Consider the following 21405-nt stretch of genomic DNA (forward strand, 5'->3'; position numbering starts at 1 on the left):
AGAGTCGATTAAGATTGGCGACCACGCCAAGCGACCTTCGAACCACGAGAATGCTGCACGAGTGCAATCCATTGTATTGCAACAAACCAGATCACTGCAATTGGGTTCAAGAGTGTCCCGAGGTAAGTCGACTCAAGACGTTTCGCAATCAATGCGCGAGGCACAAACGAGACCAAAGCTGCAATGCAAAGGATGACCGTCGGGGCCAGTGGCCAACTCCAGAACAAAGCGTGACACGCCATCGCTAGAGGCAATACAAATGCGCCCAGCAAGAGCACGGTGAACGGAATGATCAAACGCGGGTTTGCTATTCCTTCATGAGCATTCTTCAGAAGGCCCCGCATCACGCTAGGCAGATCTTCGTACATCCTGCACGTCGCAATGTCACTGGCATCAAACAAGTCGGTGCGCAGTTGACGCTTGCGGTATGCTCGAGGAAGCTGTATTCCATCATGTCGCGAGCTGGCGATTTGACGATGACCATCTGCAGTGAAGTAAGCTTGTCTGGTCGTGTAAAAAAGCTGGCCACAGCCTGCAGCCATGGACGCGTCGTTGGTCGACCGAGACCGAGCTAGGGGCAAGTAACCTAACAAAACAAGGTGCATGAGCGGAATAAGTAGCTTCTCCGCCATACTGCCTGTTTCTTGAAACGGGAACCCACTCAGCAAATCTGCCGAACTCGTGCTCTGCTGGTCGACAATTCGCCCAAGTGCGTCACGGGTCAAACGAACATCTGCATCCAAAAAGAGGAAGTAATCGTGCGTTGCAAGATTCGCTAACTGCCAGCAAGCAAATTGCTTTCCATTCCATCCATCTGGCAACGGTTCGGATTTACATAGCCGCACTCGTGAGTCAGTCTTTGCTATGCCCTCGACGATCTCGGCGGTATCGTCCGTACTATGATCGTCTAAAACGATAACCTCGAATCGATCGAAGTCGGAATTGAGTATTGCTCCGACCGACTTACCGATAGAAGTCGATTCGTTGCGAGCGGGAATCAGGACGCTGACCGCAGCAACTTCATCTGGTGCCGACCCTTCATCAGACCGTCGAACCGCAGTCCGATAAATCTTGAGATTAGCAATAACCATCGCCAATGGCAGCACACTCAAGAGCAATAGGGTCAAGCTGACAAACCAGTAAAAAATAGTCATGCGTCGTGCCGAAGTTCTATTGGCTTGCGAGATACCAGTGATTTGAAGACTCGCGACCAATCGTACAAACTTTCAGGTCGTTTGTGGGACGACACAATCATCTTAAATGGGTCCAGCGATCGCTCTTTTGCGAGTTCTGCCAAATTTGCTTGAGTTGTGCGAAGCTCTTTTGCTAGCCGATTACCACATGCCTCTTTGTTGTGCCGCCCTTCCTCCTGACTGACAATCGGTGTTCCTAGTTTAGTGAGCATGTACGGTTTGCGTTCGTTGAGGAACACATATTCAATCGCGAGCGGTATGGCGATCATGCCTGGAGTTGTAACGAACAGATGCGTCAGACCATTCATCAGAGGCCTACCATGATCGCGAGCATCACTAAATTGCCCTTCGGGCGTTAACCATAACGCTGAATTGGGACGATTTAAGATAGATCTTGATACATCCAGAAACTCAGCAGCGCCCGAGTGTGATTTGAGCTCTATTCCGAAAAAACCAAGTTTCTTGAACACTTGGTATTTTTCGAGAGCTTTTGCATCGATCGGTGCAAAAAAATGACGTTCAGGGAAGGCGTACTGATTGACGAGTACAGCGAGGATAGGATCCCACCAGGAAGGGTGATTTGCATAAACCAACACCGGCGTATCAGGCTTAAAGGTTTCCCCATTGAGGCAAGACTCGTCAACGGCGAGCGATTCGAATTCGCGCCGAACCATTCGCGACGCGTACCACTGAAAACCTTTGAAGATCCACTCGGTACGCTCTGGCGCTTGCACAGTTTTGCTTCGACGCGACTTCGATGCCATACCATGGGTCACTTTGCAGTTAGTTTGTCTGCATCTTGGTCGACGACATCGCCAGCGATCCAGCCGCTCATCATTACCATGGGCATACCAGGACCGGGGTGCGCGGCACCTCCAGCAAGGTAAAGCCCCTGCATATCATTGCTGCGGTTAGCCGGCTTGAAGGCGCCGAGCCATTTGCCATGACTGGCGAGGCCGTAGATAGCGCCGTTTAGCACTTGGTAACGCTTGTGAATCCCTTCCGGAGTGAGATGCGCTTCGCAGACGATCCGATCACGGATCCCAGTCATCCCACCAGTCCGTTCAAGTTTGTCCAGGATCACGTCACGATACGCTGGAAACATTTTTGACCAGTCGTGATTGGGCCGCAGATAAGGAGTATGCACGAGCACATACAACGCTTCACCTCCCTCGGGAGCAACGCCTGGCTCGGTAGCGGCAGGAGCACAGACGTATGCCGTCGGATCTGGCGCCGGCTCGCCGCGTTTGTAAATGTAGTCGAACTCTTCGTGCGGGTCTTTCGAGAAGACAAAGTTGTGATGCAAAATATGATCATATCGCTTCGATAACCCGAGGTAGAGAACGACGCCCGAGCAGGCTGGTTCGTAAGTCCGTCGCTTCTTGAATTTTGCTGCTGCCGAAGACCCCGACAACAACTCTTCATGCGTCCGCACCGCATCACAGTTGCTCACCACCGCATCAAACTTGTAAGACGATCCGTTTTTCAGCTGGATTCCGGATGCTTTACCGTTGGACGACAAAATCTGTTCCACTTCGGCATTGTTGGTAAATTCAACGCCCAATTCACGCGCGAGCTTGAGCAGCCCTTCTGGCACAGCACGTGTTCCACCGATTGGATACCAGACGCCTTCTTCCGTCTGCATATGCGCAATTCCGCATAGCACTGCAGGCGATGCTTCGGGCGATGAACCGACGTACTGCGTAAAGTGGTCGATCATTTGAGCGGCACGAGAATCACTAACACAAGATCGCACTAGGCCTGCGACCGAACGCCCCATACGCAAAGATAGGACATCCTTGAGAACGTCCAAGGAAAATGCTCCGCCAACATCCATCGTATCGCCGATGCCACCGATGCTTTTCCAGAAGAAGAACTTTTTCGATACGTCATGCAGCCTTTGCGAAATACTGATAAAACGTTCGTAACCGTCGGCGACCTCACGGCGTCCCGTCAATTTTTCTAAGTTCGCCCGCATCTGCGCGGTGTTCTCTACCAAGTCGAGGGACGTGTTATCCTCGAAAAAGCAACGCCATTGCGGGTCGAGTCGAACCAACTGCATATAATCAGCGATATCTTTGCCCGCCTCTTTGAAGATGCGATGCAGTACCGAAGGCAGCGTAAGAATGGTTGGCCCCATGTCGAAGCGATAGCCTTGGTCGCGATGTTCGGCCGCCTTACCGCCAAACCACTCGTTCTTTTCGAAGACATGGACGCGATGCCCTCGAGCCGCTAGGGTGCAAGCGGTGGCAAGCCCGGCTAGACCACTCCCTACCACACCGACATTCAAGATACGTCTATTTTGATCAATCATTGTTTGGCATCCTTGACGAATTTGATCGCCAGATTTCCGATTTGAAACTACTCAATTATTTTTTAGGAGAACCGCCAGCTTTAAACATTGTTCGTAACCCGGCAAGTCTTTCTCCGAACGTTTTTGCAAATTGAAATTTGAACAGACTGCGTACGATGGAATCTGACTGGGAAGTGGGTGACTGCAAGTGCGGCAAAAAATTCCCGCGTCGAACCACAATTGATTTTTCTCGCGTCATTTGCCGCAACCCTTCCACTCCACGGGTTGTACCATAACCACTCGCCCGTCGACCTCCAAACCCGATGGATGGTTCGACCGAAGGTGCGAATATGTCATTTATGCAAACAAACCCGACGTTCATCCGTTTTGCCAGTTGCATCGCTCGTTCCGCATCGCCAAATATACTCGCTGAGAGGGCATAAGGACATTGGTCCACAACCGCAAGAATTCGTTCATCGGTGATTGTAGACTTTGGCGTCTTGAGTCCATCTTCATGAGGAAGACGCAGGAGTGAAATGACGGGCGCAAAAATATCCGCCCCCGCAATTTCCATCGACGGCCGGACATTGTCTAGAACGATTGGCGAAACTTTGACGGGCCGCTCTGCGGTCTGGCCGTCCTGCAACACTTCGTTATCTTTGCCAATGACACAAGTTGCACCCGCTCGTACTGCTGTCTGGACTAGAGGCTGAAGTTTAGCAGCAGTCGCCTCGTTGCAACTGGCGGCTGGCAAACTCTGCACGCGGCCGACCAAAACGGGAAGCAACGCATCAATGGTACTCGGCGTCGCAATAAGCCGTCGCGGAGCCATACAGGTTGCGCTTCCATTGAGCCGCAAACCAAAGCAGATTGCGTCAACGACTCTTGCCAAGTCCGCATCCTCTAGCACAACCATTGCATCGCAACCGCTAAGCTCCGCGATCATCGGCGTGAGAGACTTAGCCGCTTCAGCAGCAACAATACGCCCGGTTGTACTTGAGGCAGTCAGGACGACGAGGTCAACGCCCGCAGCTAAAACGTTGGCAACGGAATCTATCTTACTGTCAACAATCTGAAGCAGGTCTTTCGGCACGCCTGCAGCAACAAAGGCCTCAAACATTCGTCTTGTTGCTTGCTCGCATCCAATAGCTGGCTTACAAACTACGGCGTTGCCCGCAAAGAGAGCTTGTAGCGTCGGCATGCCGGTCAAAAAAAAGGGATAGTTCCATGGCCCGACGACGAACACCACGCCGAATGGATCGCGAACTGTTACACCTGAGAGTCGCCCAAGAAATAGGTTGAGTCCGCGGTACGAGAACCCTTTCGATTCTAAAATTTTCGTACCATGCCGACAAATCCATTTGGTCGCAGTCGCTAACGGCATCAATTCCGATGCGATAGTATCTGCCAAAGAACGATCGTGATGAATTTTCAAGCTTCCGTGAAGCGATTCGGCCTGTGATTCCAGCAACGCAGGGAGTTTCTTGAGAATCTGGCAACGATGGGCGAAGGGTAGGGACGACCAGTTGCCTTGTGCTGTGCGCAGAGACTGCAAATCGACTGCAAAGGAATGAGGAGTGGAGAGGGACTGGTTCATACAGAAGAAGTATTAGGGCTCGGAAAGCCCCTATTGTCGCGGCGAAGCAAACGCTGTCCAGGGAACTTTGGCTCATCGTTCGACCGGGACAAGCCCGGGTCGTGACGCGATTATCCGTAGAATGGCGTCTGATTGTGATCCCATATCGACCGGGACGAGCCCGGGTCGGGAAGGACGTTGGTTGATAAAATCGCCACCAAGCTTGCCTTGGTGGAACTGTGATCATGACCAGACAGCGGATTCTCGCCGTTCCGATTTTGACTAGAATTGCACCACCAAGCTTGTCTTGGTGGTTAGATGATCACAACCAGACACTCCATCTCGCCTTCGAATTTGTATTGCCCCATGGAGCCAACATACACGATCGAAATTTGTAAATTTTCGGCCCCGCTTCAATGGTCTGTCACCGTGTTCTGGAAAGACGACGAGCCAAATGACGCTTGGTTGCCGAGCCTGAGTGCATCACTTGAGCCAGACGGAATCCGACTTCTCAATCATCGATTTACAGATCAGAAAACGAGCCAGTTTGCGTTGAGCACTCTTCCTCACCTCGCGCCGCAAATTATCGTCCAACGCGTCAAAGGTCGATTAAGTTATTGCGTTCGGAATCGTAAGAACGCTCCTTTCCAACGTAATTTCTCCCTACGTAGCATTGGAAATACAACAAGGCAAATGTCGGAGCAGTACGTGTTAGACCAATTGGGACATCACCAAATGGCAGATCCAGCAGTGCAGGCTCGCCTAGCATCTTATCAGATTGTGAACAACATGATCGATTTGGCAGCGAAACAATATACATCGCATGGCATCTACTGGTACAACTTACACGTTGTGATTGTACTCCGCGAGCGATGGTGCGAAGTCCGGCATGAAAAGCTCGCGGCCATACGTTCTACGGCTCTAGCTGTAGCTAAAAAGTGGAATTGTAGATTATCTACAGCTGGAATTCTTCCGGATCACATCCATCTCGTTATAGGATGCCCGTTTGATTTAGCTCCCGCTTCGATCGCGCTGAGCTATCTCAACAATTTTGCTTTTGTTTATGACATGAAAGCAATGTATCAGTTCGGCGCATTCATTGGTACGGTTGGTGAGTATACGAACAAAGCGATACGCTAGTATGTTCGGGATCACCGTTCGACCGGGACAAGCCCGGGTCGGGAAGGACGTAGGTGAAGGATATCTACCGATCGCCCGAGGCGAGCCCGGGTCGGGAAGGGCGTAGGCAAAGGAAGGCACTTTCGCCACTTCAAAAGCTACGCAGCGTTTGCGCGAGGCCGAATATAGCGATCGCTGTTCGAAAGATAGATTGCTGACAGATCGTACACAGGCCGGTCCACGGTATAGGCTCGTTCCAGGTTCAGCAGTCGGTCAAGTCGATCGATGGAAGACTTAGCTACCGACGCGGATAACTGCATGCTTTGCAATCGCTCAGGCGATGTAGCAGGAGTAAGGAGGCGCGATACATCTTGGCGACCAAGATCCGAAAATTTGGAGAACCGGTCGTCAGCTTCCTCCGTCTCAAAACCGATCTCGGGATTTACAGCCAGAATAGCGTCGAAATCATCACGTTCAAAACAAGACATGACTGCAAGAAGCTTCCGTACACACTCACCTGTCGAAGTTACCCTATACAACTCACTTCGGCAGACAGTCAATCTTGCGTGAACTACATCTACGATTGCAATTTTGGAGCGTCCACAGTCCGCAAGTCAACCGGATTATTCGTTACAGTTTGATGCGGCGCCGGGAACTAATAAACGTCCAGACTCTTAATCGCCCCGCGTCCCTGGACGAGCGCACCGTCCAAACATCGGTCGGCACCGTCGATTAACTGTTGGATTGTAAAGCCGCGATGAGGCTTGGTGACGGTTGCAACGCCACAGACAAAGCCGCATTGAATTGAAGACCGGTCAGATGTCGCTACGCTTACTTCCATCGACAAGATCGACTCACGAACAAGCCGCACCAGTTCGGAGCGGTCAAGATCAGAAATCATGATGGAAAGGTCCCCATCGGAATTCAAATAAGCAATCTTTGCCTCTCCGTTTGAATCCTCCTTGATCGCCTCAAGCACTCGCATATGCCAGTCACAAACGGTATCGACGGACACCACCGGACGTGCATCAATCAGACAAATGGCCCGAATCTGCAGTAGCGATAAAACGCCCTTGTCGCATCTACAGACGTCCAGTGCATTTGCCAAGCCTTCGAGCAGCATCGGATCTTGATGAGTTCGAATCTCGCACTTGGTGGATTCAGAGCTTGCTTGATCCTCGGCGTAGACCTGAAAATTGAGTTCGTTCAAGTACGAGTCGACCTCGTCGAGCGAGCGGTCGACTTTAACAGTGGTAACAGGCTTCTCTTCGGTGGCCTCACTCTTGTCCATCGCCGCGTTTCGGTTGCTAGAAATAGCGGGTGACTTCACTTCTGATGTCGTTGCTTCCAGAGTTTCACATCGCTTGTCATCCCCGAGCTTTACTCCGCTGGTAGTATCGGCTTGCGCACGAAATGCATCAGCGACCGCATCGTGACCGATTTTTGTCTCGCGCACATGTTTGGACGCTAGAAGCTGCGAAATCGTCTTATTTGCTTGATCAATCGCCTGCCAGTCGACGGCTCGACAGTTTAACGCTGCTGGAATCGCAACCAGTGGCTCTGCATTGGTCCATTGCCAAACGACAGGCCACACTAAATCGGGCACTTGCATCGGTTCGCGATTGGTACCAGCATCTCCAGCGAGGGAGAATCGTATCTCAGCGGCAAGCTTTTGGAATGAAAAATCAAAATCACGCTCAACTATTTGCTGCACCGAATTAGATCTTGTTAAGTTCGCATCAAGGTAGGGCAGCAATTCTGAGCCGCAATGAGTATTTATCTCATACAGTACAAAAGTATCGATCGCATTGGCGACCGCGTCTTCGAGTAATTCCTGCCAGATAGAATTCTGGTTCGGAAAATAGAGTGGTGCTAGTACACGCCGTGTCAGTGACCGGGTCAGTATTCCATCGCTAGACGTCGATCCGCGAGAAATTGCAGAGAGCAAGATTTGCACGGCCTTTTCAATCATGTGCAGCGCATCAAGCGACGCTTTGTTGCTTGGTCGCTGATGTGGTTGCATCAAAGCGAACAAGCCAGCGATCTCACGAGTTGCCGGGTGAACCGAACTTGCGTTGTGAGTCACCGAACTATCTTGCGCAAATGCGCTCTTGATCGCGTTAGGCCACTTAGCATCTCGGAGCAGCCTTCTTGCAAGCAGCTGTGTACGAGTGCGGCTGTCAATCACCTCTGCTGCGTATGGCAGAGCGAGTTGTAGAGCGGTAGATACGTTGCTTGAAGCAGCTATTGTCATCGTGTCAGCTTGTAACGATAAATCCAACTATAACGGTTGCACTGTGTTGGCGCTACGGTTCAACGCACCGAACAGGAACGAGGGTATGCTAACGTAGGTTACGGTACCAACATCGTTGGCATAGCGCAGAGAATTTTCTGGATAAACGAGCGCTAGTCAGAAGCCGCAGTCGGCATTAAGAAAAGCCGCAATGTGGCGGTAGACTCGAACAGTAACCCGAGCTTTTGCTAAAATCTATACTGCGTCCATACGTTCTTACTACTTGAAAGCCACATGATGAAAAACTACTTCGGCCCGTTTCTTTTGTTTGCAAGTTTAACTTTGTTGACGCCACGTTTTTGCGAGGCCGAAGAACCATCTCCGCGGATCGCCGTCACAGGTAGCTCTGAAATTCGAGTCAAAGCGGATACGATCACCATAAGTGGTGCGATTGTCTCAAGATCTAAAACGATCGACGAAGCGGCCGACGCTAATGATGAAAAGATTAGCCAACTCTCGGAATTCGTTTCTGATATGGAACTGCCTACATCAGCAGTTAAGACTCAGCATATTTCCCTCAAGCCAATCTTCCCGGTCCGCTCAAGTGGCTACGGAAAATCGAACTATCAAAGTGCGAATCAGTCTCCTTTCGGCGACGTAGAGGGCGAAGATAGCTTAGAGAAGCTTGCTGCGATCGGGTATGAAGCCCGCCGGCACATTGTAATTGAACTGAAGGATACGCAACGATTCGAAGAAGTTTACAAAGGCTTGCTTAAGAGTGGTCTCACCGAGCTGGACAGTGTTGGCTTTTCAACTTCGAAACTTCGCGAATATCGCGACGAAGCGAGATTAATGGCGGTCCGAGCAGCGAAGGAGAAGGCCACTGCGATGGCGGGAGAGTTGGGAGTTTCAATCGGACGTGTCTTGAGCATCCGAGAGAACGAAAACGGTTACCGCACGCTGTCGAATTCAAATCGGAACTCGATCGGCGACCCATTTGGAGACGAGAGTGAATCTAGCGACGTAGCTGCCGGTGGTTTTGAAATTACCGCCAGTGTCCACATCGAATTTGAGTTGAAGAATTAGCACATCGACAACAATTTGTTAGTAACTCGCAACAAATAAGACGAGCGACTACCAGCGAACTTCCATCTGATCGACTACGTGGTCCGCAAGTCGCTCCATGGCTTGAATGTGCGAAGTCGTGATCGATTGGCCGCCTTCAGGAACTAGATGCGTTTGGTCGGTAAAGAAGAAGGTCGTTTCACCGGGAGGCAAGAAACGATTTTGCATCAAGACGTTGCCAACTCGATCAGTCCAGTTTGTTTCGACAGCGAGTCCGATCATCAAGTCGCGAGGTTCATCAGACAGCGTTTCCGTCACTACTCGTTTGGTATCGCTTACAATCCGACACACGAAAGTCGAGTCAGCCGTCGATGCATCAGCAATTTTAAAAGGAGTCCGATCTTCGATCTTCTTTTGCAATATTTCAGTGAATTGAGGGCCCAAGCCAGCGCGAAACGAATCAGTCCGTACCATTGGAACGTGCACAGTTCGCACATCTTGCCGGTACAGCGACGCGGTGCCATATCGATATCCGGCACATCCTTGCGTTAAGAAAGCCATCGCCATCAAGCCCAAGCAATTTCGGCGAAGCATAGGCGGTTTTTTATGCAAGTTCTGCATCGCGAAATATTATAACGAGCCCTACAAACATTTGGCTGAAACATCGGAACTGTCGAAACGCGATCAGAAGCGACTCGGGTTGTCGCCCGGCAATGGTTCTGCCATTCGCGTATCGGATCTAATATTATCGCCTTCTAGCGGTACATCGCTCACGTCAATTGGTTCGACTTCTCGAGCGAGTTGCGATACTTTGTCATTGTGCGGAACCAAATCTGCAAGCCATTTCAGTTGCTGTTCTGGTTGTGGCTCCGCATCTTTAATCGCATCACGAGCTTCACTTGCCGAAGTGCTGAATGGCGTATCGCCATATTCAGCCAACAAGCGATCCAGGTACATGACGGCAGCGCGATTTTCGCCACGCTTCATGCGATACTCTGCCAGATATTGAAGTCGTTCGGCTTTCTTATAGCGAACTTCAGCATAGACTCGATTGATGTACTCTTGTTCGTTGCGCGACTGCTCGGGAAACTGGCGGACCATCTTCTTGAGAAGTGCTTCGGCCTGATCGAGTGCTTGTCCGTCGTATTCAGCTCCCTGATACGTCTCCAGCGTTGCCTTTAAGCCCAAAAAGTGTGCATCGAATTGATGAGGCGAATCGGGGTAAGTCATCCGCAAATCTTCGTAGATGTTAGCCGCCTCTTCGTACTTACCTTTTTCGAAGGCCGCTGTGGCTAGCTCCATGGTAGCATCATCAGCTAAACGACCAGTTGGATTGTCGAGGCGGAGTTTCTCCAAAACTCGCCGTCCATGGTTCCCGGTGTCGTTCCAGGGACGCTTAGGGTCGAACATATTGAGGACATAGAATGGTTTAGGATCGCTTCGTTCGTAACGAATCCAGTATTGCGCGATCTCCATTCGACGTTTGTCGATAATGTCCAGGTGGCGAGTCCGCGGATAATTTCGCAACAGTTTGACATACATCTCTTCCGCGTCAGGATACTCTTCTGCAAAGAAGTAGCTTTCCGCACTTTGTAGCCAGGCGTCTTGCTCGTGCGCACTACTTGGCCAGTATTTGGCCGCTAGTACGTATCGTTTCGCGGCTTTGTGAAAGAGTTCGCTACGTTCTTCTCCCTCAGCAGCAGATGCTTGTTGGAAAAGCGCATTGGCTTCTGCGTACACTTCCTTGGCCTTGGTTCTATCGAGTGGTTTTGTACCAGGCCATGGCACTTTCACACCGTTACCCAATACACCACCCTTTTTCTTTTCAGCCTTTAAGCCTTCCGGACGGATATAGTTTCCTTCGCTATCTTCGTAGCTTTCGATTTCGTTCTTTGCAGCTTTGTATTCCGGCGAGTTTTGAGCATCCGGACGCAGGCTTGAACATCCACTGGCCATTTCGATAAAAATCGTAATGCCGATCATGATGGCTGTGTTTCGAAGTTGCATTTCCCGGCTACCGCGTGATGGAATCAAGTAGGTATGCTACGCCAATCCGTCGCTCTAACAGCGCATCGAAAAGACGATTCATGAGTTGCCTAATTTCGGCTGCATGCTGTGTAGGCAAAAGTAGCGCCTCGCCGCTACTCCAATCTCGACCAATCGCGGCCTGAAGGTAGAGAATGCTTTCATTTCTGATTCGCACAATCTCGCGATGTCCAGGCAAACATTGCTGGCATACAACCCCACCCGCCGTTACAGAAAACGCAGTCCGAGTTCCAGACTCAGGCAATTCCATATCGCAATTGACGCATGCGTTTAGCTGCGGCGCGTGCCCTAGGAGGCTCAAACATCGCAACTCGAACTGCACAATGACGCTCAAGGGTGGCTGCCCGTCGTCTAGTGCTTGCAAAGTCTGATTCGCCAAATCGAACAAACTTGCGAGCTCGCGATCCGCTTCCGTCGCACTATTTAATACTTCCGCCAGATAATATCCACAATGTAAAGCATCCAGATCGCGGCTCGCACAATGGAAACGACGAATCAGTTTCGACTCGGTCAGGATATCAAGCACGTCGCCTGCCTTATCAATAAATACGATAGAGCAGAGCGATAGCAGGTCAAGCGAACCATCGAAAGGGCTTTTTAGACGCCGCGCGCCCTTCGCCACCGCTGAAATCTTGCCATAGTCGCGCGTCAAGAGAGTGACTATCAGCGACGTTTCGCTCCAAGGCACGACTCGCAGCACAATAGCTTGCGACTTTTCACTCGACATTGATGCTCCGATCAGCCAAGGTCGCCGAGCGTTTGAAGAAATTCGCTCATTTCGCCAGCCGCATGCAAATCGTTTTGATCTCTCGCTTGTTCGATTCCGTCTCGGAGAAGCGATCGCGCCTCTTCGACGTCCCCTTTTTCGGCAGCATATTGAGCAGCCATAAAGAACGCTGGCACGTGCGGAGGCGTTTCGCTGGTAAGTTCAACCATTTTCGAAATGGCAGCGTCAACTTCCCCCTCTTTTTTTAGTTCCATGGCGAGTCCGTATCGAAGGAACACATCTGTGGGATCGTCGGCCAACATGGCCTCGATTTTTTCTCTGCGACTCATAACGATTGCTTTGTTAGGAAAATCAGTAGCTGGTAAAATTTCGAAAATACCTAAAATTTTTGACGCCCGCTCATGGCATCTGCAAGAATTTCACGATTTGTAAATTCGAGCACGCTTCCGCTGGTTACGCCACGCGCAAGCCTTGTAATTTGTAGCGGAAACTCCCGCAATGCATTAGATATGTAGAGCGCAGTGCCGTCCCCTTCTACATTCGGATTAGTCGCCATAATAATTTCCGCAACATTTCCGTTCCGTACCCGCTCCACCAGTGGATCAATGGTCAACTGGTCGGGACCGATACCGTCTAACGGAGCGATGCGTCCGAGCAACACGTGGTAGAGCCCCTTGTAGGAGGACGAATTCTCCAGCGCAATCAAATCGCGTGGCTGTTCAACGATGCAGATCTTGGTTTGATCTCGTCGATCGTCCGAGCAAATATCGCAAAGCTGTCTCTCTGTAAGATTGTAACATTGCGAGCAGTAGCGCACGTTCGACCTAATCTGCCGAATTGCGTCCGCCAGTGCAAATGCTTCACTCTCGTGCACTCTTAAGATATGATACGCCAAACGTTCGGCTGATTTGCGGCCGATGCCCGGAAGTTTGCTGAACTGGTCGATCAGTGAACTGACCGCATTGGAACCTTCTGCCATATTCGGATCTGCCAAACGCTATTTGGCAAGCTCCTCAAGAATTCCATCCATGCCTGGAATCTCAACGCCGCCCGTGACCTCGCGAATCGCCGCAAAGTGCAGTTGCTTGGCATTCGCAACGGCAATGTTCGTCGCTTGTTGAATGGAATGCTCAAGTTGAGTTTGAAGCTCTGGTGTCAAAACTTCGGCCGCGATTGACACATGCGTTACTTCGCCTAAACCGTTCATCACAATCTTGACGGAACCACCAGGCACTTCGCCAGTGACCGTTTCGCCGGCCAAGCGAGCTTTGGCGTCGATCAACTTGCTTTTCATTTGGCCGACATTTTTGAGCATGCCCGCGATTTGAGTAAGATTGCCTAGATTTTTGAACATTCGTGAAAACTTTCTGAGGGTCAGACCTGTGATTGCTCGGTCTGGAAGCATGCTATGTTAGCCGTCAATGGTATAGTCAGCCGGCACATCGACGCGGATGACTTCTGCATCAAGCGTCTTAACCAACTGGGAAATGAGCTCGTTGCTGCTGACGTGCCGCGTTAACTGACTTTGATTGAGCGATTGTCGTGCCGCGGCCGCAGGCGCACCAGGACGAGCGGTTGTCCGCGGAGATTGTTCCGATGTTGCAATTCGAAACCGCAGTTGTACCGTACGGTGAGTCGCCTGAAAGAGGCATTGTCGTAAAGTCTCCAAGTTGCTTGTTTCGGAAAGAATTTGTAACGCAAACTCACTTCCAAAGGGCAACAAGATATCCCAAGTTTCACCACTCCGGTCTGCTTCGATGGCAAACGCCATTGCAGCACATCCACCAAGCATGCCATCACAGTCTGAAGTAGCTTTTCGCCACTGGGCAACAAGATCTTTCGCTTGAGTTGAATCCACGGGAACAGACGCTGGTTCTGATGGCACGTCCGCGTCTACAGGGCTTGCATTCAGTGTGCTTGCTGCATTAAGACTCGTCGCAACAGAACCTGCGCCGTTCTGAACAGGAAGAGCGGGGGCCGCTGGAATTGGTACTGGCTCGTGCGCAACATGTTCTTTGACAGCGTGAACTTCGATCGCCGTGCCGCTTGTCGAGGAAAGGATGTCGTGCGGTGTTTGAACGGCAAGATCTAGCGGTTCAATTTCGTTTTTTTTTTCGTTGGCCGTCGGTAAACTTCCTGCTGCATCAGCAGGTTCCGAAGCGCCTAATCGAGGTGGCAGGGTGCGCGGGAGAGCGGCGTCATCGCGAATCGCTTGAGCGAGGTTTGCGATAACTTGCAGATCTTGAAGATGGCAGATCTGGACAATCGCGACCTCCAACAGGATCCGACTTTGAACGCTGTGACGCATCTTTACCAGCGTTTCATCCAAAATTTGAATCGCGGCAAGTAGCGTCATCGTGCCCCATTGGTGCGTCATTTCGCGCAGGCGGTCAACATCGGCCGGGTTTGCCGTTCGCATAAGTTCTGGATTCGCCCCAACCCCCAAAGTCATGAGGTCACGCAGATACCCGAGTACTTGTTCGGCGAATTGACCCGCGTCAACACCCGCTTCGACCGCTTGATCCAGCAACCCCAGGGCATCTCCCGCGCTACGTTGAATCAGGCATTTTGCAAACGCTTCCAGCCTCGCATCGTCCGCAGTCCCTAACATCGAATGTACGATAGCTACAGTGATCGTGCCTTCGGCGAAACTGAGCAATTGTTCCAAGAGCGATTGACTGTCTCGCATCGAACCATTTGCACGACGAGCGATCAAACGCAAAGCGTCTGATTCTGCTTGAACGCCTTCCGCACTGCAGATTTGCGCTAGTCGGCTTTGGATTTCGTCCGTTTTAATTGGAGGAAAATCGAACCGCTGACAGCGTGACAGAACCGTAATCGGTATTTTCTCAGGGTCGGTCGTGCAGAAGATGAACTTGACGTGCGACGGCGGCTCTTCCAACGTTTTGAGTAATGCGTTGAAAGCTTGAATTGTCAGCATGTGCACTTCATCGATAATATAGATCTTGTACCGCGCACGACTTGGCCGCACCGTTGCATTTGCTCGCAACTGCCGAATCTCTTCGATACCGCGATTGCTAGCACCGTCAATTTCGATGACGTCCATGTCTTCGCCGCTATCGATGGAAGCGGCAAGGTCGTCAGAAATCGTTTCAGTTCCGTTAGCGTTATGCGAAAGGTTCAGTGCCTTTGCAAAGATTCTGGCCGTACTCGTTTTTCCAACCCCGCGCGCCCCGGTAAACAGGTAAGCGTGCCCAACCCGATCTGACTCAATCGCAGTTTTCAGCGCGGTCGCGACATTCTGTTGTCCGACTAGTTCATCGAAACCGCGAGGGCGATAGCGGCGAGCGACGACCGTATAGCGACCGGCCACAGCACCTTGAGGGTTTGATTCTGCTCGAATTGGCGCATCCGCATCCGCTTCGTCGGACAGAGCGGGCAATTTCGATTTTTTCGGCATTTTTTTAGCAACAGAGTGCGGGTGCACGCCAACGGAGTTACTTCTCACAAAGCCGGGCTATTATAACGGCAATGTTCGTTTCAGAAACGCCTGCTTCGCAGGGGATTCGACCTCGTTAAACTTTAACTCATAGGGGCTTCTGAGGAAATCGCCACTGTCCTACGCGTTGCCGACTGCGAATAATTGTTGCAGAAAGAACGAGAACTTCGAACATGCGCGACCAAATTGGCCCGCGACCTGCACTTTCGATTCACTGCATGTTAGATTAATGGTATCGGAAGTCTAACTTCCAGTTGTTCATCTCATTCTATGTTCCACCATGGAACCGGTGCGAGCGAGTCATACATATTGGGCTTGCTGCGATTCGGTTTCGAACCGCAACTGTCAGGGTTTTATTATGCGATTGTCATTGGGTCTGGAAGCAAAGCAGATTCAAACGCAAAAGCTCGCTCCAAAGATGATCCAGTCGATGGAGATTTTGCAATTGCCCATCATCGCCTTGCAAGAACGAATCGAGCAAGAGATGAACGAAAACCCGATGTTAGAAATCGAAGAGTTAGACGCGAACCCGGCAGAGGACGATGAGGACGCGTCAACGCGGCCCGTCACTGAAGACGAGCGCGAGCTAATTGTTAAGGACGATCAATCGAACACAGAAGATTTTGAACGTCTGGCGAACATGGAAACCGTGATGCCAGACACTTTCGACGACTTCCGCCCTAGCCAGTCGCGGATTCAAGAGAGCATGGATCGTCAGCACGACATGATGGCCAGCACGCCCGAGCGAGCGGAATCGCTAAACGATTTTCTTTACCATCAGTTGGCTGAAATGGATATCGACAGCGATATCGAGCAAATTGCTGAGAAAATCATCTCCAGTCTGGATGCAAACGACGGAGGGTATTTTAAGGCGTCGCTACCCGACATGCTGCCTCCCGATTATAAGCCAGACGATCTTCGCAAGGCAGAGGAAGCACTTAAAGTAGTACAACAACTTGAGCCTGCGGGAATTGCGGCGAGAAACCTTAAGGAATGCCTGCTCAGCCAACTTCGTCCCGAAATGCCGCTGGTTGATCAAATGCAAGTTATCATTCAAGACTACTTGGATGATTTGGCCGAAAACCGTTTGCCAGTCATTCAAAAGAAGACGGGCTTTTCGATTGATCAAATCACGGAAATTCGTGACTCACTTCATCAGCTAAATCCTAAACCAGGTTCGGCGTTCATGGAAACGTTCGTGCCAATGGTTACGCCCGACGTGATTGTCGAGCGCGATGAGAACGGACATTATGTTGTTAGGCTAGAAGACGATTCCTTACCGCCGCTTCGCATCAGCGAGTACTATCGTCGCCGTTTGGCTGATCCGACTGCAACGACGGAAGAGAAAGAGTTCATTAAGCGCAAGATAAACGGCGCGCAGTGGCTGATCGATGCGATTCAACAACGTCGCTCAACGTTGCTGAAGGTAACCGAGAAAATCGTCAACTATCAGCATCGCTTTCTCGAGGAAGGCCCCGAGGCGATTGAACCGCTGAAGATGCAGCAAATTGCTGATCAAGTCGGCGTGCACGTAACGACTGTTTCTCGCGCGGTCGATGACAAATGGGTTCAGACGCCTCGCGGTATTATGCCGCTCCGTCGTTTCTTTGTAGGCGGTACGCGCAGCGAAGATGGCGAAGATGTCGCGTGGGACACAATTCGCATCAAACTGCAGGAGATCATCGATCAAGAGAATAAGTCGGATCCTTATAGTGATGACCAACTAGTCGACTCGCTCCGCAGCCAGGGTTTAACAGTGGCTCGGCGTACGATCACCAAGTACCGTAAAAAGATGGGTATCCCATCGTCGCGTCAACGCCGCGTCTGGACTTCGTAACTTCAGTCCACACAATGCATTTCCTACAACGCCCCGCCGCCCTAGCAATCGCAGTCTCACTCCTGCTGATTTCCATCGGGCTGGGTGTTACCAGGATGGTTGGAAGATACGACGTCCCTGGCAACGATTATGACTCGAGCCAGATGGGGCTCTTCGATTTTCACAACGGAATCTATTTTCCAACGCAAGCGTTTGCGGCTGGCATTAGTCCTTACGGCCAGGAAATTCTAGACCAACAGTATCCGGTCACGCGTCCCACGCCGATCTATGGTCCGTCGCACTTCCTAATCCATCTGCCATTGGCAATGCTGCCTTTGCGAGCAGCGGAAGTTCTCTACACGGGGCTAAATCTGACATTCTTGATCGGAATTGCTTTCGTACCTTTGTTTGAACTTTGGCGAGCTTATCCGAGCAGTTGCTTTGGTCGCTCTCGCGTCGCTCTCTTGACTTCGACGGCGTTCCTCTCAGCATTGATTCTCCTTGGTCGGGCAGGGCACATAAGTTTTATTAGCGGCTATTTCACTGCAGAACTGGTGCTCGGGACGATCCTAACACTGTATTGGTCGCGAGAACGGCCGTGGCTGGCATCGCTGGCATTCGTGCTCGCATGCGGAAAGCCGACTTATGCACTGCCGTTGCTGATTGTGTTACTGATGCAGCGACAGTTTAAAGCCTTCGTCGCATGTGTTATAACTGCGACGGTCGTCAGTTCAGTTGCGACGGGTTGGTTGGTTTGGCATTCTTCGATCGCTGAGATTGTAGAGGGCATCAAGGTCGGCCAAAGGATGCACATGGCTGACCCGATCGAGTTTCCGGTTCAAACTTGGTTGCGAGTCGATTGGACAGCAATCGGAGCTAAATGGCTTGATAAGAACCCAGACGAGCCGCTTCAAATCGCCGTCATGCTGATACTTTACGGAATCCTCTTTGACGTTTTTCGTCGCAAGAAGGCCCGCATCGCCGCTCGCCACAACGAAGGCGAACTCATTGCAAGCGAGCAACCACAACATTTGGGCGTTACCTCACTGACCGCGGCCGTTCTTTTACTTTCGGTCGTACTGTTTGTGTACCACCATGTATACGATGCAATGTTGTGCATTCCGATAGTCGCAGCGCTGTGGATCAACCTCTCGGAATGGACGCGCAAGTTAGGAATAAGTCTGCGATACTTGACAATTATCTTGTTGGCGGCGCCGTTCTGGAATTATGTCAGCACAGAAACATTGTTGGTTAAATTGCCAGACGACCCCGTCCTTCAGAAAGCGTTGACCAGCACCAATACTGCTGCTCTTTCTGTCGCGTTTTTCTTTCTGCTGACAATCTTTTGCTTTAAAACTGCCAAAAAGCAGGATTTGAGCACCAGCGGAAGTGCCCTACCGTAGGCGCTGCTATTAATTGCCCGAATCGTTGAAAACGCTCGATTTTCTTTCTCGCGTCTGAATCTGCACGGCCTGAACGAGCTGGCAAAAGTCAGCGTATAGGTGGGATAATCGTGTTGCTGTGACTTTACGGAATCCTTACCATAAGTCACATGGCATGCGCCGTTTGATCCGGACCCGAGCACTTGGTGTGCTCTTTGTGCCAAGAAAATTTCTATGCGAGAGTACTCAGAACGAAAGGTTCGCTTGATGGTTGGCCGACTGAAAAATCCCCTTCGTTTGGCATTACTTTCAACTGCATTTGGTGCCATCGCACCATCAATGCTGTGGGCAGAAAGTTTGCCACGCGTAACGGAAGCGTCCGAACCTCGAACTGAGGATCGCGTAATTGCCCAAGCTGTACGACGCTTTGTCGAACGGGAACACATCAGCAAACGTCGTTTGGACGACGAGATTTCCAAACGGACATTCCATCAGTTCCTTGAAGGCCTTGATCCTTACAAACTGTATTTTACAAAGGAAGACTTTGCCGAGTTTTCCACTCACGAAACCACGCTGGATGACGAGATCTCCCGCGGCGATGTCCAGTTTGCTTATCTAGTTTACAAACGGTTGCTCCAACGGCTCGATGAACGCATGCCGATGGTACATGAGCTGATCGATTCCGAATTCGATTTTGAAGCCGACGAACAGATTCTTGTCGAACCTGATTTGATTGAATATGCAAGCGATCCTGCAGAGATCCGCGATCGATGGCGCAAGCAGATCAAATACGCTTTCTTGTCGTTACGCGCAGACAAGAAGGAAAACGACAAGATCCGCGAGCAATTGCACCGGCGATACAAGAGCATCGAAAGCTATCGGAAGCAAGAAGATGTTTATGAACTGCTCGAGATCTATCTGACATCGTTTACGATGGCTTTCGATCCGCACACATCGTATATGGCGCCCCGTGCCGAAGCCAACTTTGACATCATTCTTGGCCTTCAATTAGAAGGAATCGGAGCGACGCTGTCTCCGGAAGATGGCTTGGTTACGATCCGTAGTTTGGTAGTTGGCGGAGCTGCTGACAAAGATGGCCGTTTGAAAGTCGGCGATCAAATTGTCGCTGTTGGACAAGAGGGCAGTGCCGAAGACGTCGACGTCGTCGACATGAAACTTGACGATGTCGTGTCGCTGATTCGAGGTAAGGCCGGAACGAAAGTTCGCCTTACAATTCAACCAAAGCTGGGCGGCGAGACAAAGATTATCGAGATCGTCCGAGCCAAAATCCAGTTGGAAGACAGTGCGGCTCGATCGGAGATAATCGAACACACTTCATCGAGTGGCAAGGTAGTTCGTGTGGGCTATATTAAGCTCCCAAGCTTTTACTTGGATATGGAAGCGGCTCGTCGTGGTGGTCCAGGAAGGTCAACAACGAGGGACGTTCAAGCGATCCTTGATGATTTGCGGAACAAGTCTGTCGATGTGGTAGTTTTTGACCTCGCGAAAAATGGCGGCGGGTCTCTCACCGAAGCAATCGATTGCACCGGACTGTTTATCGATAAAGGTCCCGTCGTTCAAGTTAAGGGTTCAGATTCGAAAGTCACTCCTTACGACGATGAACGAGCTGGCGTTTCGTGGAGTGGTCCTCTGGTTGTAAAAACCGACAAAATGAGTGCTAGTGCCAGTGAAATTTTTGCAGGTGCTATCAAAGACTACAATCGCGGTATCGTTGTCGGCGACCCGGCAACGCACGGCAAAGGAACCGTGCAAACGATGATCGATGTGAACCAGTTGCTGTTTGGACCAAGCGCTCGCGAATCGTATGGAGCCTTGAAATTGACCATTCAGCAGTTTTACCTGCCCAATGGCGAAAGCACGCAGCTCAAAGGCGTTAGCGCTGACGTCGTGCTTCCCTCAATCTTTGCCAATGCTGACATCGGCGAGGCGGACTTGGATTTCGCACTACCGGTAGATCAAGTTCGTGCACAACCGCATGTCGACTATCGCATGATCGATAACAATATGCGTATCGAACTGCAGCAGAAATCGATGTCTAGAATTAGTGCGTCATCAGATTTTGAAACGCTAATGACAAAAATTGAAGCTTTCAAACTTCAAAAGGACGAGAAATATAAGTCGTTGAAAGAGTCGGACTTCTTGGCTCGACGCGCGCAACTCGATGTAGCTGCTGAAGAGGAAAAACAGCTGGACGAAGCTGAAGTTCCGAAAGATGAGGTCTTTGCCGATGACTATTACAATCGTGAAGTGCTTAACATCGCGGCTGATTATGTAGAAATGCTGTCGTCAAAGAACCTTGTTCTCAATGGTAAAGCTGCTGCACGTTAGCTTGCACCGCTCTTTGTTCCAATTCGATTGCAAACGATTGGACTGACGTTTGCAATCTAAATCGCTCGTAACGGGATTGTCATAAAGACAGTCCCGTTTTCCAATGAAGGTGCATCCGGCTCGAATGACGAAGAGCAATTGCGTCT

The 21405-nt window shown here is 50.8% G+C and carries 18 protein-coding genes; 5 read left to right on the forward strand and 13 right to left on the reverse strand.

Translation table 11 applies throughout. The annotated features are described in order from the left end of the window. Nucleotides 1-8: 8 nt before the first annotated feature. Genes SH451x_RS15615 through SH451x_RS15630 form a run of 4 tightly spaced genes read right to left on the reverse strand, consistent with a single transcriptional unit; the run spans nt 9 to nt 5083 of the window. Nucleotides 9-1154 (reverse strand): glycosyltransferase, encoded by a 1146-nt coding sequence (locus SH451x_RS15615; RefSeq protein ID WP_479357917.1) that lies wholly within the window; start codon nt 1152-1154, stop codon nt 9-11. Then, on the reverse strand, nt 1151-1969 hold the full coding sequence (locus tag SH451x_RS15620; protein ID WP_479357918.1) for a lysophospholipid acyltransferase family protein: 819 nt from the start codon (nt 1967-1969) through the stop codon (nt 1151-1153). The genes SH451x_RS15615 and SH451x_RS15620 overlap by 4 nt, the downstream gene beginning before the upstream one ends. After that, nucleotides 1966-3507: a phytoene desaturase family protein gene (locus tag SH451x_RS15625; protein ID WP_479357919.1), complete on the reverse strand. Its 1542-nt coding sequence runs from the start codon at nt 3505-3507 to the stop codon at nt 1966-1968. The genes SH451x_RS15620 and SH451x_RS15625 overlap by 4 nt, the downstream gene beginning before the upstream one ends. A gap of 55 nt (nt 3508-3562) precedes the next feature. Next, the gene (locus SH451x_RS15630) at nt 3563-5083 is read right to left on the reverse strand and encodes an aldehyde dehydrogenase family protein (protein ID WP_479357920.1); all 1521 of its coding nucleotides are present in this window, start codon (nt 5081-5083) and stop codon (nt 3563-3565) included. A gap of 345 nt (nt 5084-5428) precedes the next feature. On the opposite strand from SH451x_RS15630, the gene SH451x_RS15635 reads away from it, so the two are divergent. Beyond that, complete coding sequence (locus tag SH451x_RS15635) at nt 5429-6202, forward strand: transposase (protein WP_479357921.1); 774 nt, start codon at nt 5429-5431, stop codon at nt 6200-6202. A 137-nt stretch (nt 6203-6339) separates the two neighbouring features. Here the strand turns inward: SH451x_RS15635 and SH451x_RS15640 are convergent, their stop codons facing one another. Together SH451x_RS15640 and SH451x_RS15645 are read right to left on the reverse strand one after the other, a co-directional pair. Beyond that, nucleotides 6340-6669: a hypothetical protein gene (locus SH451x_RS15640; protein WP_479357922.1), complete on the reverse strand. Its 330-nt coding sequence runs from the start codon at nt 6667-6669 to the stop codon at nt 6340-6342. A 167-nt stretch (nt 6670-6836) separates the two neighbouring features. Continuing rightward, nucleotides 6837-8435, reverse strand: a complete 1599-nt coding sequence (locus tag SH451x_RS15645) for a hypothetical protein (RefSeq protein WP_479357923.1) — start codon at nt 8433-8435, stop codon at nt 6837-6839. A gap of 273 nt (nt 8436-8708) precedes the next feature. On the opposite strand from SH451x_RS15645, the gene SH451x_RS15650 reads away from it, so the two are divergent. Next, a complete protein-coding gene (locus SH451x_RS15650; RefSeq protein ID WP_479357924.1) occupies nt 8709-9500 on the forward strand; it encodes an SIMPL domain-containing protein in 792 nt (263 codons plus the stop codon). Between the two features lie 48 nt (nt 9501-9548). Here SH451x_RS15650 and lptE read toward each other — a convergent pair whose 3' ends face one another. The 7 genes from lptE to dnaX all read right to left on the reverse strand — a co-directional run bounded on the left by lptE (nt 9549) and on the right by dnaX (nt 15673). Further along, the gene (gene lptE, locus SH451x_RS15655) at nt 9549-10073 is read right to left on the reverse strand and encodes an LPS assembly lipoprotein LptE (RefSeq protein ID WP_479357925.1); all 525 of its coding nucleotides are present in this window, start codon (nt 10071-10073) and stop codon (nt 9549-9551) included. A gap of 90 nt (nt 10074-10163) precedes the next feature. Next, complete coding sequence (gene bamD, locus SH451x_RS15660) at nt 10164-11486, reverse strand: outer membrane protein assembly factor BamD (RefSeq protein WP_479357926.1); 1323 nt, start codon at nt 11484-11486, stop codon at nt 10164-10166. Nucleotides 11487-11493: 7 nt separating this feature from the next. Further along, nucleotides 11494-12252 carry a DNA repair protein RecO gene (gene recO, locus SH451x_RS15665; RefSeq protein WP_479357927.1) on the reverse strand — a complete coding sequence of 253 codons (759 nt, stop codon included), beginning with the start codon at nt 12250-12252 and terminating at the stop codon, nt 11494-11496. A gap of 11 nt (nt 12253-12263) precedes the next feature. Beyond that, on the reverse strand, nt 12264-12581 hold the full coding sequence (locus SH451x_RS15670) for a tetratricopeptide repeat protein (protein ID WP_479357928.1): 318 nt from the start codon (nt 12579-12581) through the stop codon (nt 12264-12266). A 50-nt stretch (nt 12582-12631) separates the two neighbouring features. After that, on the reverse strand, nt 12632-13231 hold the full coding sequence (recR, locus tag SH451x_RS15675) for a recombination mediator RecR (protein ID WP_479357929.1): 600 nt from the start codon (nt 13229-13231) through the stop codon (nt 12632-12634). Nucleotides 13232-13249: 18 nt separating this feature from the next. Next, the gene (locus SH451x_RS15680) at nt 13250-13606 is read right to left on the reverse strand and encodes a YbaB/EbfC family nucleoid-associated protein (protein WP_479357930.1); all 357 of its coding nucleotides are present in this window, start codon (nt 13604-13606) and stop codon (nt 13250-13252) included. 57 nt (nt 13607-13663) lie between these two features. After that, nucleotides 13664-15673: a DNA polymerase III subunit gamma/tau gene (gene dnaX / locus SH451x_RS15685; protein WP_479357931.1), complete on the reverse strand. Its 2010-nt coding sequence runs from the start codon at nt 15671-15673 to the stop codon at nt 13664-13666. 397 nt (nt 15674-16070) lie between these two features. On the opposite strand from dnaX, the gene rpoN reads away from it, so the two are divergent. The 3 genes from rpoN (at nt 16071) to SH451x_RS15700 (ending at nt 21259) form a co-directional block, all read left to right on the forward strand. Next, nucleotides 16071-17549 carry an RNA polymerase factor sigma-54 gene (gene rpoN, locus SH451x_RS15690; protein WP_479357932.1) on the forward strand — a complete coding sequence of 493 codons (1479 nt, stop codon included), beginning with the start codon at nt 16071-16073 and terminating at the stop codon, nt 17547-17549. 14 nt (nt 17550-17563) lie between these two features. Then, entirely contained in the window at nt 17564-18931 is a 1368-nt protein-coding gene (locus SH451x_RS15695) for a glycosyltransferase family 87 protein (protein ID WP_479357933.1), read from the forward strand. A 213-nt stretch (nt 18932-19144) separates the two neighbouring features. Next, complete coding sequence (locus tag SH451x_RS15700; protein ID WP_479357934.1) at nt 19145-21259, forward strand: carboxy terminal-processing peptidase; 2115 nt, start codon at nt 19145-19147, stop codon at nt 21257-21259. Nucleotides 21260-21405 lie beyond the last annotated feature (146 nt).

This window comes from Njordella aestuarii (genome assembly GCF_056494165.1).

Coding starts and splice junctions, on each gene's coding strand:
- SH451x_RS15615 (WP_479357917.1), bottom strand. CDS start 1,154: ATGACTATTTTTTACTGGTTTGTCAGCTTGACCCTATTGCTCTTGAGT.
- SH451x_RS15625 (WP_479357919.1), bottom strand. CDS start 3,507: ATGATTGATCAAAATAGACGTATCTTGAATGTCGGTGTGGTAGGGAGT.
- SH451x_RS15630 (WP_479357920.1), bottom strand. CDS start 5,083: ATGAACCAGTCCCTCTCCACTCCTCATTCCTTTGCAGTCGATTTGCAG.
- SH451x_RS15635 (WP_479357921.1), top strand. CDS start 5,429: ATGGAGCCAACATACACGATCGAAATTTGTAAATTTTCGGCCCCGCTT.
- SH451x_RS15640 (WP_479357922.1), bottom strand. CDS start 6,669: ATGTCTTGTTTTGAACGTGATGATTTCGACGCTATTCTGGCTGTAAAT.
- SH451x_RS15645 (WP_479357923.1), bottom strand. CDS start 8,435: ATGACAATAGCTGCTTCAAGCAACGTATCTACCGCTCTACAACTCGCT.
- SH451x_RS15650 (WP_479357924.1), top strand. CDS start 8,709: ATGATGAAAAACTACTTCGGCCCGTTTCTTTTGTTTGCAAGTTTAACT.
- lptE (WP_479357925.1), bottom strand. CDS start 10,073: ATGCTTCGCCGAAATTGCTTGGGCTTGATGGCGATGGCTTTCTTAACG.
- bamD (WP_479357926.1), bottom strand. CDS start 11,486: ATGCAACTTCGAAACACAGCCATCATGATCGGCATTACGATTTTTATC.
- recO (WP_479357927.1), bottom strand. CDS start 12,252: ATGTCGAGTGAAAAGTCGCAAGCTATTGTGCTGCGAGTCGTGCCTTGG.
- SH451x_RS15670 (WP_479357928.1), bottom strand. CDS start 12,581: ATGAGTCGCAGAGAAAAAATCGAGGCCATGTTGGCCGACGATCCCACA.
- recR (WP_479357929.1), bottom strand. CDS start 13,231: ATGGCAGAAGGTTCCAATGCGGTCAGTTCACTGATCGACCAGTTCAGC.
- SH451x_RS15680 (WP_479357930.1), bottom strand. CDS start 13,606: ATGTTCAAAAATCTAGGCAATCTTACTCAAATCGCGGGCATGCTCAAA.
- dnaX (WP_479357931.1), bottom strand. CDS start 15,673: ATGCCGAAAAAATCGAAATTGCCCGCTCTGTCCGACGAAGCGGATGCG.
- rpoN (WP_479357932.1), top strand. CDS start 16,071: ATGCGATTGTCATTGGGTCTGGAAGCAAAGCAGATTCAAACGCAAAAG.
- SH451x_RS15695 (WP_479357933.1), top strand. CDS start 17,564: ATGCATTTCCTACAACGCCCCGCCGCCCTAGCAATCGCAGTCTCACTC.
- SH451x_RS15700 (WP_479357934.1), top strand. CDS start 19,145: ATGCGAGAGTACTCAGAACGAAAGGTTCGCTTGATGGTTGGCCGACTG.